This is a genomic window from Megasphaera vaginalis (ex Srinivasan et al. 2021) (genome assembly GCF_000478965.1).
GTDB lineage: Bacteria > Bacillota > Negativicutes > Veillonellales > Megasphaeraceae > Megasphaera > Megasphaera vaginalis.
Window position 1 is genome coordinate 1 of sequence record NZ_AWXA01000041.1, and the last position, 14,861, is coordinate 14,861.

The window sequence follows — 14,861 nt, forward strand, 5'->3', positions numbered from 1 at the left end:
CTTCGCCTATTCATGTACGTCGTGGAGACGACAAAAAGCGAAGCGCCTTGTGACGAGTTAGCTACATCTATCATTTTATAATTTCCGTCTAAAAAACGCTGACTTGGCGTATTGCTTCCATAACGGAAGATGTCGACGTACGAGAATACAACCCGTACAACTCATCGGATAAAACTTACTGCACCCCGGTATCGTAATCAAAGGTATCGTAATATGCTACTCGCGATGACAGTCACACTTGCCGATCGTATCAATAACGGTAATTCGTAGCCTTGATCTTCTCATCAGCGCCTTTTCGCTCAGGGAATCCCGAATATCTTCTTGCCGTTCGCCGCCGTCTGTGCCATAACTTCTGCACCGGTAATGCCGCGCAGGCGGGCAATTTCTTCAGCGACGTAACGGACATAGGCAGGCTCATTGCGATGACCGCGATGCGGCGGCGGCGTTAAATAGGGGCAATCGGTTTCGATCAACATTCGTTCCAGCGGCAAGGCGGCGGCAATACGCTTGGCTTTCTTCGAATTCGGAAACACCGTCGTCCCCGTAAAGCCGATATAAAATCCCATTCCGATCAATTCCTCCGCCATTTCCAAACTTCCCGAATAGCAGTGAAAGACGCCGCGACATCCTTTGCCGTATTGCCGTAAAATGGCCAGCGTATCGCCATGCGCTTCACGGTCATGAATATCGATAGGCATATCCAACGCGACCGCCATTTTCACCTGCTCGATAAAAACGGCCTGCTGAATTTCCCGCGACGGTTCCGGCCAATGGTAATCCAGACCGACTTCACCGACAACGACCACTTTCGGTTCCTCTGCCAGCCATTGCCGCAGCTGCGCAAAGGACTGCGGCGTCGCTTTGGCCGCATCTTCGGGATGAATGCCGACGGCGGCGTAAACCTGCGGATACGCGCGGGCCAGCGTAATCGCTGAGGCCGATGTTTCCAGATCCGTACCGGGACACAGCAAATAGGACACCTCTCCGTCAAAGGCCCGCTGCAACATATCTTCGCGATCGCCGTCAAAAGCGGCGTCGTTGATGTGGCAATGCGTATCGAACAGCATCAGCGCACACGACTTCCCGGCGCCATGCCATCGACAAAGACAACCTGAAGATGGTCATTGCCGTCGGACGCGGCGAGGATCATTCCGGCCGAATCGACGCCGCAAAGCTTCGTCGGCTTCAAATTCGTCACGAGAATGACATGGCGCCCGATCAGCTCTTCCGGCTTGTAATACTTGGCAATACCGCTGACAACTTGCCGTTTTTCCGTCGCCAAATCGAGCTGCAGCTTCATCAGCTTTGCCGTTTTCGGCACTTTTTCACAGGCAATGACCTTGGCGACGCGCAAGTCCGTCTCACCGAACTGATCAATCGTAATTTCCGCTTTCACCGGTTCCTTCGCCGCCGGGCAGACGGGTGCCGCCGCTTCTTCCTTATCCTCAGCGATTTCTTCTTTCAAGTCGTACCGGGGAAAGAGCGCCGCCCCTTTCTGCACCGCCGTACCGGCAGGATAAGCGCCCCAGGTCTGTACGTCGTCGAGCCGCACCGCGTCGAAATCATGCAGCCCGAGTTGTTGCCACATATTGGCAGCGCTCTGCGGCATGAACGGACTGATCATGACGGCAATCATGCGAAGCGCTTCAACGAGATTATACAGTACGCTTTGCAGCCGTTCCGCCTGTGTCGGCTCTTTGGCGAGAACCCACGGCGTCGTTTCGTCTATATATTTGTTCGTGCGGCGCACGAAAGCCCAAAGCTCATTCAGGGCGTCATTAACCTTCATCTCGTCCATCTGAGCCGCAAAGAGTTCCGCCGTCTTCGCCGCCACTGCCGCCAATTCATCATCGACACCGGTTCTGACAGTCGCCGCCGCCACAACGCCGCCTTCGTATTTTTCGACCATCGCCAGCGTCCGCTGCAAAAGGTTGCCCAAATCATTGGCCAGATCCGAATTAATGCGGTTAATGAAGGACGGCAGAGAGAAATTGCCGTCCTGCCCGAGACGGATCTCTTTCAGCAAATAATACCGGAGCGCATCGGCGCCGTACCGTTCGATAAGCGGCAGCGGATCAACGACATTCCCCAGCGATTTGCTCATTTTCGTGCCGTCGACGATGAGCCAGCCGTGACCGAAAACCTTCTTCGGCAACGGCAAGCCGCAACTCATCAACATGATCGGCCAAATAATCGTATGGAAACGAACGATCTCCTTGCCGACCAAGTGCAGATCGGCAGGCCAGAATTTTTCGAACTGCTCCGTATCCGACCCGTATCCTATAGCCGTCAAATAGTTGGCCAACGCATCGAACCAGACGTACACGACATGCTTCGGATCCCAGGGAACCTTGATTCCCCAGTCGAAGGAAGTGCGCGAAACACAGAGGTCTTCAAGGCCGCTCTTAACGAAGGCGATCATTTCGTTTCGCCGTGACTCGGGCTGGATGAAATCAGGATTTTCTTCAATAAAACGCAGCCATCTTTCGGCGTATTTATTCATTTTCAGAAAATAGCTTTCTTCCTTGACCAATTCGAGCTCTCTGCCGCAGTCCGGGCAGACGTGCTTGCCGTCAGGCAGCTTATTTTCAGGCCAGAAAGTTTCACACGGCGTGCAGTACCAGCCTTCATACTGCGATTTGTAGATATCGCCGTTATCGTAAGAACGCTGCATCAGCGCTTGCACCACTTTTTCATGGCGTCTTTCCGTCGTTCTGATGAAGTCGTCATTGGAGATATTCAACTCTCGCCACAACTGCCGGAAAAGGGCGACGATTTCATCGACATATTGGATAGGCGTCATCCCCTTGGCCTCGGCGGCGCGCTGTATCTTCTGTCCATGCTCGTCGGAGCCGGTCAGGAAAAAAACGTCGTCGCCGCGCAGACGGTGAAAACGTGCCAAGGAATCGGCAATCGTCGTGCAATAGGTATGCCCGATATGCAGCTTGGCGCTGGGATAATAAATAGGCGTTGTAATATAATACGTTTTCTTTTCACTCATGGGATGATCCCCTCCTGTACCGGCAAATGAGCCGGCTGTTATAAAGTCAATACCGCCTGGTAGACCTCGCGCCGGGACACGCCGCAGCGCTTGGCGACGATACGGATAGCCTCTTTTTTATCTGCGCCGCCGTCCATCAGCTCCCGAACCAGCGCCGGATAATCGGCGTCCACTTCCGCCGTCGCCGGCGCCGCACCGGCGACGAGCAGAACAAACTCCCCGCGGCTGCCGCCTGCAGCCAGCGCGGCGTGGAGAGAAAAAAGCGTGCCGCGCAGATATTCTTCATATTTTTTCGTCAATTCCCGACAGAGTACGGCGCTGCGGTCGCCGAAAACCGCCGCCATTTCAGCCAGCACGGCTGCGATACGGTGCGGCGCTTCATAAAAAATAAGCGTGCCCGCCGTCTCTTTCAGTCCCTCCAGAACAGGAGTCCTGTGCTTTTTCGTCTTCGGCAAAAAGCCGACGAAAGTAAACCGCGTCGTATCCATGCCGGACGCGATCAGTCCCGTCAACGCCGCATTGGCCCCCGGCAACGGCACAACCGGAACGGCCGCCGCCAACGCCAGGCGAACCAGATCACTGCCGGGATCGCAGATGGCCGGCATACCGGCATCGCTGACAAGGGCGATCATCTCGCCCTGCCGCAGTCGCTCGATAAGCTGCGGCCCTTTTTCCGCCTTATTATGTTCGTGGTAGCTGAAAAGGGGCGTTTCAATGCCGTAAGCCTGCAAAAGAAGCTTCGTACGCCGCGTATCCTCGGCAGCGATCAGATCCGCTTCACGCAGACAGCGGACGGCGCGGTACGTAATATCTTCCAAGTTGCCGATAGGCGTCGCGCAAAGATATAACGCTCCCTTCTGAAAAACTTCAGCCATACAAGCCTCCTCTCCGCTCAACGCCTGCCATATAGCTGCAGTACTTCCGCACTGTACGAACCATCCGCTTCATGCACGATAAGCGGCGCCGCGACACTGAGGCCGGGACTGCCGCCGCGAACGGCTTCCAACAGGAATATCTTGCTCTCTTTAATCGTCGTGCCGTAAACGAAGCGCAGCAATTTCGGCTCCATGGCGGCGCTGCGCAGCGCCGCCAGAATCTGCGGCAAGCGCTCCGTAATATGAACGAGGCGAAAGCGACCGTGATATTTCAACGCATATTTTGCAGCGGTCATAACATCCGTAAGAGAAGCCGTCTCTTCATGGCGGGCCCGGCGAACGCCGTCGCTCTTGCTATATGCGCCGCGGAACAATTCTCGGTACGGCGGGTTGGCATAAACAAAAGAAAACTGACCGCTTTCCGCCCACTGTCCGATATGTCGGTAATCCTCTTCGATCACGGTAATTTGCGAAGCCTTCCCGTTCATCGCGACATTGCGCCTGGCAATATCGGCCATGACGGGATTCAATTCCGCCGCCACAATATCCGTAGCGCCGCGGGCCGTCAGGAGCAGCGGAATCGCCGCCGTCCCCGTCCCCAGATCGAGAACGGGCCCTTTGGGAACCGTTCCGAAATGAGCTAACAGAACCGTATCGAGAGAAAAACAGAACTCATCGTCGCGTTGAATGATCTTCATACCGCCGGTGAGCAGATCATCAAGCCGCTCGTGGTCATGCAAATCAATGGTCATCTTCCGGCTCCGCCATATCCGACCAGGCAACATTGACACTGCGGCCGGACTCCAACTGCACCCGAACGGTACGATCCTTCATATGCACGCGAAGAATCGTGCCCAGTCCCTCGTCAGTAATAACGCGTTTGCCGACAGTCGGCGGTTTCTGATGCTGATTGCACTTCTGACAATTCTGGCATTTTAATTCCCCCGACGTGTACAGGGGATTTTCATACCGAAGACAACACATGAGCCGGCCGCAGATACCGGATATTTTCGTCGGATTCAGCGACAATCCCTGGCTTTTCGCCATCCGAATGGAAACCGGCTTGAAATCACCCAAAAAGGAAGCACAGCAAAGAGGCCGGCCGCAATAACCGATGCCGCCGATCATTTTCGCTTCATCGCGCAGGCCAATCTGCCGCAGTTCGATACGTGTCCGAAAGACAGAAGCCAGATCGCGAACGAGTTCACGGAAATCAATACGGCCGTCGGCGGTAAAGAAAAAGATAATCTTCCCCATATCGAAGGTATAATCGACATCGATCAGTTTCATCGGCAACTTATGTTTTTCTATCTTTTCCAGACAAATGGAAAAGGCTTTTTTTTCTTTCTCTTTATTTCGTTCAAGCTGTTTATAGTCCTTCGGCACGGCGCGCCGCAAAATCGGTTTCAGCGGCTGCACGACATCGTCCTCCGCCACCTCACGGGGCTCAATGGCGACTTTGCCGAATTCCATTCCCCGCGCCGTCTCTACGATAACACCGTCGTCTATGTCAAGGTCTATGCCGCTGGGGTCAAAATAATATACCTTCCCGGCCGGCTTGAACCGTATCCCTACAACGATCAACTAAACTCCTCCTTTTGCCTGCAGGAAGCCGAGACAAATATGATCCCGGATCAAGGAACCGTTGACATTCCGCGTCATCGCTTCCCAGCTTTCTTCAAGAACGCGAAGCAGTGTAAACACCGCCGCGTCGTCCCAATAAGGCAATAATTGCACTAATTCATCAAAGCAGCCCTGTAAACACAGCGCCGACTGCGGCAGACCGGCGCGAAGCACCGCCAGATCCCGCAAGACAGCCATGAGAACACGGATGAAAACCTTCATTTCCGCTTCGTCAACGGCGGCGACAAGAGTAAGCCATTTCGCATACGGACTGGGATGCGTCGCCAATATCTGCAGAAATTGCAGCGCCGCCGTCACCCCTTTTGTTCCTCTGCCTGATAAGAAATCGAGAGCGGCCTGCAAATTGCCGCCGCTCCAGCGAACGGCTTCCGCATATTGCTCCCGGCTGCCGCCGCAACAGCGAGCCAGTCCGTCCAACAAGTCGGCGGCGGCAATGGGCTGAAACGAAAATACCGTACACCGCGAGCGGATCGTCGCCAGAAGCAAGTCCGGCTGATCCGTCAACAGGATAAAATAAACGCCTGCCGGCGGCTCTTCCAACGTCTTCAGCATCCTATTGGAAAATTCAGCATTCATCGTCTCTGCATGACGAATGACGCAAACCCGCTTGCTGCCGCTATCTCCCTGAAGGATCAGCGCTTCCTGAAGCTGTCGAAACTGCTCCACTTTCAGCCCCTTCCCGACAGGCGCCAAACAGAAGACATCGGCGCCGTCGCGAATCATAGCGCCGCCGGCTTCATCCCATGTCTGCAAAACGCTGCGGCCGACCATAGCGGACGCGACAGCGCGGGCAAACGCACTCTTGCCCAAACCTGCAGGACCGGCAAACACGGCGGCATGCGGCATGCGGTCGGAAGAAAGGAGATGGGCCAATCTTTTTTTCAATTCTCCGTGCCCGATAAGGCCGGCGAAAAAAGCGCTATCCATATCGTTTCCTCCATACTGATCATGGTTACTCTTAATTTAATTATTATAAAAAAAATCGGCTGTAAAGTCCAGTTTTACAGCCGATTTCATCTTCTCCGACCTACGGTTTCAGCGCTCCGCATTCACCGACAAAGCCGCGCAGCACATTCGGTATTTCCAGATTCTTCGTTCCGGCTCCGTAAGCAATAGCGGTATGAATAAACTCTTTCGGCCGCGGCCCGCTGTAAACGGCCAAAGTCCGAACCAGCGCCGCGCCTGTCGGCGTGACCAGTTCACCTTTGATCGTCGTACTGTAATAGGGCAAGCCCGTCAGCAGTTCCGCCGTTGCCGGCGCAGGTACCGGCATAAGGCCGTGCGCACAGCGAACGAAGCCGCTGCCGACATGAAGCGGCGACGTGCCGATCTGCTCGATCCCCAGATAATCAAGACACCAAATCGTGCCGACAATATCGAGAATACAGTCAACGGCACCGACTTCATGAAAATGCACTTCATAGGGAGACGTGCCGTGCACCTTGGCTTCCGCGCCGGCCAGTTCCCGAAAAACAGCCGTGCTTTTCATCTTGATCGTCGCGGAGAAAGGCGCGGCATGAATGATCTCTTCAATCTCTTTCAACCCGCGATGGCTGTGGTGTCCATGGGGCGCTCCGCCTGCGGCGTCAGCATCCGGAAGAGTGTGCGGCTCGTGGTGTTCGCCGCAACCGTGCGAACGATGTTCCGACGCCGCGGCAAGAATCACATCGTAATAAAGGGCCTGGATACCCGTCTTCACGACGGACTCACAGGTCATTGCGTAGCCGGTCAGCCCTAAAGACGCCATGGCGTCCTTAAACGCCGCGAAAGGCACGCCGCATTGCAGCAACATACCGACAAACATATTACCGCTGATGCCTGAAAAACAATCCAAATACAATGACTTCATCGCCTTCGCTCCTTTTTCATCTATTCCGTCAGCAACTGCACGGCGGCGTCCAAAAGAGACAGCCCCAACACCGAGCCCATAGCGCAATCCGCATGGGCCGCCGTCTGCAAAAACGGCTGCATTCCCAATTTCCGCATCTGCATGCGGTGAACCGGTTCCACATATGCCGCCGACGGCAGAACATAGTCAAGGGCGTGCGGACAAAGAGCCCCTGCCGTCAGCACAGCCGCACCGGTAACGGCGTTATCGAAAACAACGGCCAGACGACGCTTTGCCGCCGCCAAAACAACACCTGTCAGCGCAGCGATATCAGGAGCGCCGAAGTACTGGAGAATGAGCAACGGTTGCCGCCCGTCCACACCGGCTTTTTCCCACAGCCCCTGTAAATTTTTCATTTGCCGCGCCGCATGCGTATCGGCCCGAAGCAAATCGAGATTGGCGGACAAAAATGGCGCCGTCACCATAAAAGCCGAAAGCAGAGCGCGCTCACCGAGATTGCCCAAGGCAATGGCGGTATACCCTTCATCAGCGAGATTTTCCGCCACCTGAACGCCGCTGAACAAAGCATCGAGCATTTCATCTTCCGTCATCGCCGCTTGCCTGCCGAAAAAGCGGCTGCCATGCATCACTTTCAATACCTGGAATCCCGGTGATTCGGGCAGATCCGCTTCCAGACCGACGTCCAGCAAAAGAACTCCGGCCCCGATCCGATGGGCGATCTTATTGACGGCCCCCCTGCCGGAAGCGATCTCCAACGCGTCGGCTTTACTGTTTCTTCCTTTCGTTTCATTTTCACCGCCGTCTACGGCATGATCGGCGGCAAAAATGACGACCCCTTTCCGCAGCGGCGCTGGCGCCGCCGTTCGTCTGATGCCGGCCAACTGCGTCGCCAGCGCCGCAAGTCGTTTGTCGCCGTCAACGGAACGCATCTTTTTTTTGCAAACTGCCGCTGCCGCCGCGTCAGCCGGTTCGATCGCCCCGATCAAATACGCCAATTCACTGTCCATTTCGGTCCTCCGCAAATAGTTTTATTCCCGTTACGAGAAAAACCGGGGAACGAAAGAACGACTCCCGTTCCCCGGCTCCGCACCGGTTACTCCGTTACGCCCTGCTCCTGCAGCCATCCTTCCATCGCTTCCAACGAAGCCGGCGCCGTCAGCAATGCGCCGTGGTTGCCGTTTTTATAGACGACCAGGGACGGAATGAATTCGACCTGAAGGCGCTGCGCCAGTTCCGGATCATGATCGGTATCAATTAACGCGAGCGGTAAGCGACCGTCGAACTTCTTATCCAACTCGTCGAGAAGCGGCCGCAGCTGCTGGCAATGAGAGCACCAGGTTGCCGAAAATTCAACGAGAACCGGGCCTTCCGCCTGTTCTACCTTTGCTGCAAAATTTTCTTTTGTCACCGTAAATAACATGGAAACATCCTCCTCTCAGTAACGCGCCTTCCTGCCGGGAATCCTGCGTCAAGGCACCGTAACATCTCCGCACCGCCGCTTCAAAATCCGGTTCCGAAAGAAACGGCGGGACGCTCCCGATAAAAAGGGCAAAAGGCGATTAACTTCATTTGTCGCGAGTTCACAAATACCGCCGACAGGGGAAACCAGGCTCGCAGCCCGCGCCGCCGGCAGTAACCTTACCCCACAACTGCATGCAGCGTTACGGCTGAATTGAAAGGCAGTCCGGCATTTATGCGTTGCCTAGGTCATGACACCTCTCGCCTGATTCTTAGTCAGATTATAGCACGCCGTACCATTAATAGCTATATACAGGTCTACAAGGGTTCACAGTTGCCCTTTGGAAAATTCATAAAGTTTTTTCTGTTCCAATTATTCAATCATCAGTCCGGAAATAAAGTTAATTCATTAGTTTTCTTTAAATTTCATTTTATTTTAACCTCGTTCCCTTTAAATAAAACGCTTTACTTAATTTATACAGTATGACGGCAATATATACTTGAATTTTTTATTCCAAGTTATATAATATACTTATATAAATATATTTGTATCATAATAGTTATATTATTGTGACCAAACAAATATTTATCAATTTACAAAGGAGGTTTTTGTATGAACGGTTTGTTTCTTGTTATTATTTCTGCCTTGATCTTCGTGCTGGCATACCGCTTCTATGGCGCATTCATCGCTGCCAAGGTATTGACGGTAAACCAATACAAGGTCACGCCGGCCTTCCGCTTTGAAGACGGTCATGACTACGTACCGACGAATAAATACGTCGTTTTCGGCCACCACTTCGCAGCTATCGCCGGCGCAGGTCCCCTCGTCGGACCTGTCATTGCCGCCCAATTCGGTTATTTGCCGGGCGCGTTATGGATCATTATCGGCGGCGTCCTCGCCGGTGCGGTTCATGATATGGTCATCCTTTTCTGTTCCATGCGTTATGACGGCAAGTCCATTGCCGAAATCGCCAAGGCGCAGATCAGCGACGGTGTCGGACTGGCCACCTCTTTCGCTGTCCTGTTCCTGAATATCCTCGCTATGGCGGGGATGGCCGTCGTTATCGTCAATGCGCTGCATGACAGCCCTTGGGGAACGTTTACGATCGGCATGACGATTCCTATCGCCATTTTCATCGGTATCTACATGCAGTATCTTCGTCCCGGCAAAATTCGGGAAGGTACCATCATCGGTGTTGCCCTGACCCTTCTTGCCGTCGTCCTCGGTCCTTCCGTTGCCGCTTCGCCGACTTTGGCGCCGCTCTTTACGATCAGCGCAAAGGGCATCGGTATTTCTCTGATCATTTACGGCTTCGTTGCCGCGGCTATTCCGGTCTGGCTTTTACTCGCACCGCGTGACTATTTATCGACGTACATGAAAATCGGTACGATCGGGGCTTTGGCACTCGGCATCATCATTGTCGGTCCGATGGTGCAGATGCCTGCTGTAACCCAATTCGTATCCGGCGGCGGCCCGGTCATCACCGGTCCGGTTCTGCCGTACATCTTCATCACCATTGCCTGCGGCGCCATCTCCGGTTTCCACGCCATGATCAGCACCGGTACGACACCGAAGATGCTGATGAACGAACGCTCCATTCTTCCTGTCGGTTACGGCGCTATGATTACGGAATCCTTCGTCGGCATGATGGCCCTGATTGCCGCCACCAGCCTGGTTCCGAACGATTACTTTGCGATCAACTCGACGGCACAGAACTTCGCCGCCCTGAATATTCCCGTTGTCGATCTGCCTTCACTGAGCCAAATGGTCGGTGAAAATGTAGCGCACCGTCCGGGTGGCGCTGTATCGTTAGCTGTCGGCATGGCCTTCATCTTCTCCAACATTCCCGGCCTTGATCACCTGATGAACTACTGGTATCATTTCTGCATCATGTTTGAAGCCCTGTTCATCATGACGATTCTCGACGCCGGTACACGTGTCGGCCGGTACATGCTTCAGGAACTGGTCGGCCGCGTATGGCCGAAATTCGCCGATCCGCATTGGACACCGGGCGCCTTGATCGCATCGGCTGTCATCTCCGGCGCTTGGGGTTACATCGTACTGCAAGGTAATTTGTCCACAATCTGGCCTATTTTCGGTGTATCCAATCAGCTTCTGGCCATCATCACATTAGCCATTTCGTCCGTTGTCATTTGCAGCATGGGCAAAGCCCGTTTCGTCTGGGTTACAGGACTCCCCTGGGCGTTCCTAACGGTCGTCATTTTCTGGGCCGATTACCTGAACATGTTCAACATTTACTTGCCGAAAGGCGAATGGCTCCTTTTCAGTGTCTCCGCCATTATGGTGATTCTTGTCATCATCGTCAGCATCGGTTCTCTCCGCAAATGCCTTGAACTCGCCAAAACGGTTCCCGCCAGCTATCTTACCTCAGCTGACGTAGAAGCGGATGAATTGAAACGACTGAAAGAATTGGAAGCGACAGATCCTATCGCTCGCCGTTTCGAAGAACAGACGATTCAAAACCATTAATTTATATCTATGCGCTTCATCAAAAAGCCTCTCCTTTAAAGGAGAGGCTTTTTCTATACAATAACCCGTTCATCGTCTATAATGAAGAGAATTATCGGAAGGAGATGACTTTTTTGTCACAGCAAAACACCCCCTGCAATGACTGCCCCCGCCGCTGCAACAGCGCGCGGCCGTATACCGACGGCTGTACGACACCGCGTGCCGGCTTTTGCCGCAGTCCGCTGCAACCGGTCGTAGCCAGAGCGGCGTTGCACTTTTGGGAGGAACCGTGCATCAGCGGCAGCCGCGGTTCCGGTACCGTCTTTTTTTCGGGCTGCAATCTACACTGCGTCTTTTGTCAAAACGCCCAGATCAGTCAAAACTGTCACGGCGTTGCCGTTTCCACGGAAAGACTGAAAGAAATCTACGGGGAATTAATCGCACAAGGCGCACACAATATCAATCTCGTCACGGCAAGCCACTTTATCCGCGCCGTCTGCGAAAGTTTAGCGGAGCCGCTGCCGGTTCCTGTCGTCTATAACTGCGGCGGCTACGAAAGTTTGGCTGCCATTGAAAAATTGCGCGGCAAAGTACAAATCTATCTGCCCGATTTTAAATACAGCACCGCCGAACCGGCAAAGCGCTACAGTAACGCTGCAGATTATCCGGCAATAGCGACCGCCGCCATTCGCGCAATGTATGACCAAGTCGGTCCCTACGAACTGGATGCAGACGGCATCTTACAAAAAGGCGTCGTCATTCGCCATCTTATCCTGCCGGGACAACTGGAAAACACCAAGGGCGTCATTGACTGGGTAGCAAAAACGTTCTCGGAAGGACAGGTTCTGTTCAGCTTGATGCGGCAATATATCCCCTGCGGCGACGCTGCGACTTTCCCGGAAATCAATCGTCGCCTGACGAAGGAAGAGTATCGGAAAGCGGAGCAATATCTCTTTGACAGCGGCATTGAAGACGGCTTTGTACAAGAAGCAGACAGTGCCAGCAACGATTTCATCCCCGCCTTTGACGGTACCGGCGTGATAAAAAAGTAGGAAACAAAACGGTTCAATAACCGGCCCGGCAACCGCTACACGCTCTTCATGCCCCGAACGCTCACTCGACATCAAATATCTTCCCCGGATTGAGGATCAAATTCGGATCCCATGCTTTTTTCAGAGCCTTCATCAATTCGAGTTCCACCGGATCGGTATAGGCCTTCATCAGGGTCTTACGGCATTCACCAATACCGTGTTCACCGGACAGCTTGCCGCCCAACTCATATACGACGTTGCAAGCCTGCGTTTCGAAAGCGGACAGCCGTTCCCGCCACAGCGCATCGTCCAGTTCTTTGCGCAGCACGTCTAAATGAAGATTGCCGTCGCCGGCATGACTGACGCCGCGAAAAGACAGTCCCGTGTCGGCAGCAATTTGCTTCAACCGTGTCAGCAAAGCGGCCAAACAGTCCGGCGGCACGACAAAATCCTCCATAGCCACCGGTCCCTCCGAGCCCGACGCCTCGGAAAAGTTTTTTCGCGCCCGCCAGATCCTGTCGGCATCGGCTACAAAGACGTCGATAGCGCCAAGTTCCCTGCAGCAGGCGTCAATTTCCAGACAAGTCTCATCTAACAGTATTTCCTGTTTACTGTCAACTTGCATGATCATATAATTGCCTACATCGGAATAGGGTTGTTTTTCGCCAAGAAATTTTTCAACAATACGGACACAATCATTGTCCATAAACTCCAGACAAGTCGGCTCGATCCCGGCTCCCGAGAATGCGGTCACGACAGACAGCGCCGTTGCCGCATCAGGAAAAACGGCGAGAATATGGGCGCTGTACGGCGGCAGCGGCAAGAGCTTTACGGTCAGTTTAGTAATAATTCCCAAGGTACCTTCCGAACCGATGACGATTTTTTCCAACGGATATCCTGTCGTTACTTTTTTCAGGCGGCCGCCTAAGGTCGTAATGTCTCCTTGCGGAGTGACAACTTCAATGCTGTAAATCTGATCGCGCGTCGTACCGTATTTGACGGCTCTGTTGCCGCCGGCATTAGTCGCACCGTTGCCGCCGATAAAGCAGCTGTCGCCGCTGCAGGGGTCTCCGGCATAAAGGAGGCCGCGCTTCTTTGCTTCCGCTTGCAGCACCGCCGTCCGTACGGCAGGCTCTACAACGGCATACAGCCGCTCGGCGTCGAATTCGATCATATGATTCAGCCGCTCCGTCGATAAGACGATACCGCCATATCTGTTGACAACGGCCCCCGCTTCAAGACCCGTACCGGCTCCGCGCGGCACGACAGGAATCCGTTCCCGATTGGCCCATCGCATGATAGCGGCAATTTCCGTGGCGCTTCCGGGCAAAACGACGGCGTCCGGAAGACGCGCAAAGCCGTCATCCGCACCTTCGTCCCTGTCGTAAGGCAGCCGTTTTTCCGCTGTCGCATAGACATAGCCGGCGCCGACGATATGCGTTAAACACTCGATATGTTCCGCCGTAAGGCGTTGATACGTTCCCATTGTTAACCTCCATTTCATCCTGCTTGTCCCGTAAATCGGAAAATACACTGCCGTTTGACAGGCCTCTTCCGTCTATGGTAGAATCTTTCAAAAATCATGCTATTTTTCTTGCAGAAAGGACCGATATTGAGATGACCAGACCTATAATAGGCGTTTCCGGCAGCTGTTGGGCCGATACCTACGGCAACCGCCTCTCTTATGCAGATGAAGCTTACTTGCAAGCGCTTACCGATAACGGCGCCACACCGATCATCTTGCCCTATACGATGAACGGAGAAGCTGCCGTCGGCGCAATGAGCCATATTGACGGCCTGCTCCTCACCGGTGGTCACGACCTGTATCCCTTAAACTACGGAGAAGAGCCGCTGCCGAAAATCGGCGCGCTCTGGCCTGAACGCGACCAATTCGATTTATTGCTTTTGCGAACCGCTGAAGAGCACGCCTTGCCGATAATGGGCATTTGCCGCGGGATGCAAGTAATCAACGTCTGTTACGGCGGCACGCTGTGGCAGGATCTGAGTTACGACGAAAGCTGCTGCCTCAAGCACGATCAGGACGACAAGGAAAATCCGGCGCTGCCGCTCCATACGATCACGATTGAAGCCGATTCCCGTTTGGCCAAGATAATAAAAAAGACGGAGTGGATCACAAACTCTCGTCATCATCAGGCAGTCAAGACCGTCGGCAACCGGCTCCGCGCCGTTGCCAAAACAAAAGACGGCATTATTGAAGCCTTGGAAGGCATCGATTTCCCCTACCTTGCAGCGTACCAGTTCCATCCGGAAGACATGGCGAAACAGAATTATTTCGCCAAGCTTCTTTTCCGGGACTTTATAAATGCCTGCAGCGGCGGCATTTATCAGCAGTAAAAGCGCGCCCCGGCAAAAATAACTGCCAAAAGCGGAATTTGTCAGCAGGGCCGCCGCATTACGGTTCTTATTTCTCCGCCTTCTATCAAAAGAGGAAAATGCAGATACACTGCATTTTCCTTCTTTTTTATCTTTTCCGGGAAAGTTTTTATCCGTAAGCCGCCATAACAGCTTTTTC

13 protein-coding genes are annotated in these 14,861 nt (G+C 53.7%); 3 read left to right on the forward strand and 10 right to left on the reverse strand.

From position 1 onward, the window contains the following. Positions 1 to 299 precede the first annotated feature (299 nt). The 9 genes from HMPREF1250_RS06800 to HMPREF1250_RS06840 all read right to left on the reverse strand — a co-directional run bounded on the left by HMPREF1250_RS06800 (position 300) and on the right by HMPREF1250_RS06840 (position 8,789). Positions 300 to 1,067, reverse strand: a complete 768-nt coding sequence (locus tag HMPREF1250_RS06800) for a TatD family hydrolase (RefSeq protein ID WP_023054020.1) — start codon at positions 1,065 to 1,067, stop codon at positions 300 to 302. After that, the gene (metG, locus tag HMPREF1250_RS06805; protein ID WP_023053958.1) at positions 1,067 to 3,001 is read right to left on the reverse strand and encodes a methionine--tRNA ligase; all 1,935 of its coding nucleotides are present in this window, start codon (positions 2,999 to 3,001) and stop codon (positions 1,067 to 1,069) included. Before metG ends, HMPREF1250_RS06800 begins: the two co-directional genes overlap by 1 nt. 38 nt (positions 3,002 to 3,039) lie before the next feature. Beyond that, positions 3,040 to 3,876, reverse strand: coding sequence for a 16S rRNA (cytidine(1402)-2'-O)-methyltransferase (rsmI, locus tag HMPREF1250_RS06810; protein WP_023053935.1), 837 nt, complete (start codon positions 3,874 to 3,876; stop codon positions 3,040 to 3,042). Between the two features lie 17 nt (positions 3,877 to 3,893). Beyond that, a complete protein-coding gene (locus HMPREF1250_RS06815) occupies positions 3,894 to 4,628 on the reverse strand; it encodes a tRNA1(Val) (adenine(37)-N6)-methyltransferase (protein WP_023053955.1) in 735 nt (244 codons plus the stop codon). Then, on the reverse strand, positions 4,618 to 5,460 hold the full coding sequence (locus HMPREF1250_RS06820) for a PSP1 domain-containing protein (RefSeq protein ID WP_023054046.1): 843 nt from the start codon (positions 5,458 to 5,460) through the stop codon (positions 4,618 to 4,620). The genes HMPREF1250_RS06815 and HMPREF1250_RS06820 overlap by 11 nt, the downstream gene beginning before the upstream one ends. Next, a complete protein-coding gene (locus HMPREF1250_RS06825; RefSeq protein ID WP_023054050.1) occupies positions 5,461 to 6,447 on the reverse strand; it encodes an ATP-binding protein in 987 nt (328 codons plus the stop codon). A 100-nt stretch (positions 6,448 to 6,547) separates the two neighbouring features. After that, entirely contained in the window at positions 6,548 to 7,369 is an 822-nt protein-coding gene (locus HMPREF1250_RS06830; protein WP_023054043.1) for a LarC family nickel insertion protein, read from the reverse strand. A 20-nt stretch (positions 7,370 to 7,389) separates the two neighbouring features. Then, positions 7,390 to 8,376, reverse strand: coding sequence for a nicotinate-nucleotide--dimethylbenzimidazole phosphoribosyltransferase (locus HMPREF1250_RS06835; protein WP_023054033.1), 987 nt, complete (start codon positions 8,374 to 8,376; stop codon positions 7,390 to 7,392). Positions 8,377 to 8,462: 86 nt separating this feature from the next. Further along, a complete protein-coding gene (locus HMPREF1250_RS06840; RefSeq protein ID WP_023054034.1) occupies positions 8,463 to 8,789 on the reverse strand; it encodes a thioredoxin family protein in 327 nt (108 codons plus the stop codon). A 651-nt stretch (positions 8,790 to 9,440) separates the two neighbouring features. Here HMPREF1250_RS06840 and HMPREF1250_RS06845 point away from each other — a divergent pair. Both HMPREF1250_RS06845 and HMPREF1250_RS06850 read left to right on the forward strand, forming a co-directional pair. Continuing rightward, a complete protein-coding gene (locus HMPREF1250_RS06845) occupies positions 9,441 to 11,318 on the forward strand; it encodes a carbon starvation protein A (protein WP_023053918.1) in 1,878 nt (625 codons plus the stop codon). A 104-nt stretch (positions 11,319 to 11,422) separates the two neighbouring features. Continuing rightward, positions 11,423 to 12,349 carry a 4Fe-4S cluster-binding domain-containing protein gene (locus HMPREF1250_RS06850; protein WP_036242927.1) on the forward strand — a complete coding sequence of 309 codons (927 nt, stop codon included), beginning with the start codon at positions 11,423 to 11,425 and terminating at the stop codon, positions 12,347 to 12,349. A 61-nt stretch (positions 12,350 to 12,410) separates the two neighbouring features. Here HMPREF1250_RS06850 and HMPREF1250_RS06855 read toward each other — a convergent pair whose 3' ends face one another. Next, positions 12,411 to 13,814, reverse strand: coding sequence for an FAD-binding oxidoreductase (locus HMPREF1250_RS06855; protein WP_023054025.1), 1,404 nt, complete (start codon positions 13,812 to 13,814; stop codon positions 12,411 to 12,413). A 131-nt stretch (positions 13,815 to 13,945) separates the two neighbouring features. Here HMPREF1250_RS06855 and HMPREF1250_RS06860 point away from each other — a divergent pair, with 131 nt between their 5' ends. Continuing rightward, on the forward strand, positions 13,946 to 14,683 hold the full coding sequence (locus HMPREF1250_RS06860; protein ID WP_036242945.1) for a gamma-glutamyl-gamma-aminobutyrate hydrolase family protein: 738 nt from the start codon (positions 13,946 to 13,948) through the stop codon (positions 14,681 to 14,683). Positions 14,684 to 14,861: the final 178 nt, after the last annotated feature.

Coding starts and splice junctions, on each gene's coding strand:
- HMPREF1250_RS06800 (WP_023054020.1), bottom strand. CDS start 1,067: ATGCTGTTCGATACGCATTGCCACATCAACGACGCCGCTTTTGACGGC.
- metG (WP_023053958.1), bottom strand. CDS start 3,001: ATGAGTGAAAAGAAAACGTATTATATTACAACGCCTATTTATTATCCC.
- rsmI (WP_023053935.1), bottom strand. CDS start 3,876: ATGGCTGAAGTTTTTCAGAAGGGAGCGTTATATCTTTGCGCGACGCCT.
- HMPREF1250_RS06815 (WP_023053955.1), bottom strand. CDS start 4,628: ATGACCATTGATTTGCATGACCACGAGCGGCTTGATGATCTGCTCACC.
- HMPREF1250_RS06825 (WP_023054050.1), bottom strand. CDS start 6,447: ATGGATAGCGCTTTTTTCGCCGGCCTTATCGGGCACGGAGAATTGAAA.
- HMPREF1250_RS06830 (WP_023054043.1), bottom strand. CDS start 7,369: ATGAAGTCATTGTATTTGGATTGTTTTTCAGGCATCAGCGGTAATATG.
- HMPREF1250_RS06835 (WP_023054033.1), bottom strand. CDS start 8,376: ATGGACAGTGAATTGGCGTATTTGATCGGGGCGATCGAACCGGCTGAC.
- HMPREF1250_RS06840 (WP_023054034.1), bottom strand. CDS start 8,789: ATGTTATTTACGGTGACAAAAGAAAATTTTGCAGCAAAGGTAGAACAG.
- HMPREF1250_RS06845 (WP_023053918.1), top strand. CDS start 9,441: ATGAACGGTTTGTTTCTTGTTATTATTTCTGCCTTGATCTTCGTGCTG.
- HMPREF1250_RS06850 (WP_036242927.1), top strand. CDS start 11,423: ATGACTTTTTTGTCACAGCAAAACACCCCCTGCAATGACTGCCCCCGC.
- HMPREF1250_RS06855 (WP_023054025.1), bottom strand. CDS start 13,814: ATGGGAACGTATCAACGCCTTACGGCGGAACATATCGAGTGTTTAACG.
- HMPREF1250_RS06860 (WP_036242945.1), top strand. CDS start 13,946: ATGACCAGACCTATAATAGGCGTTTCCGGCAGCTGTTGGGCCGATACC.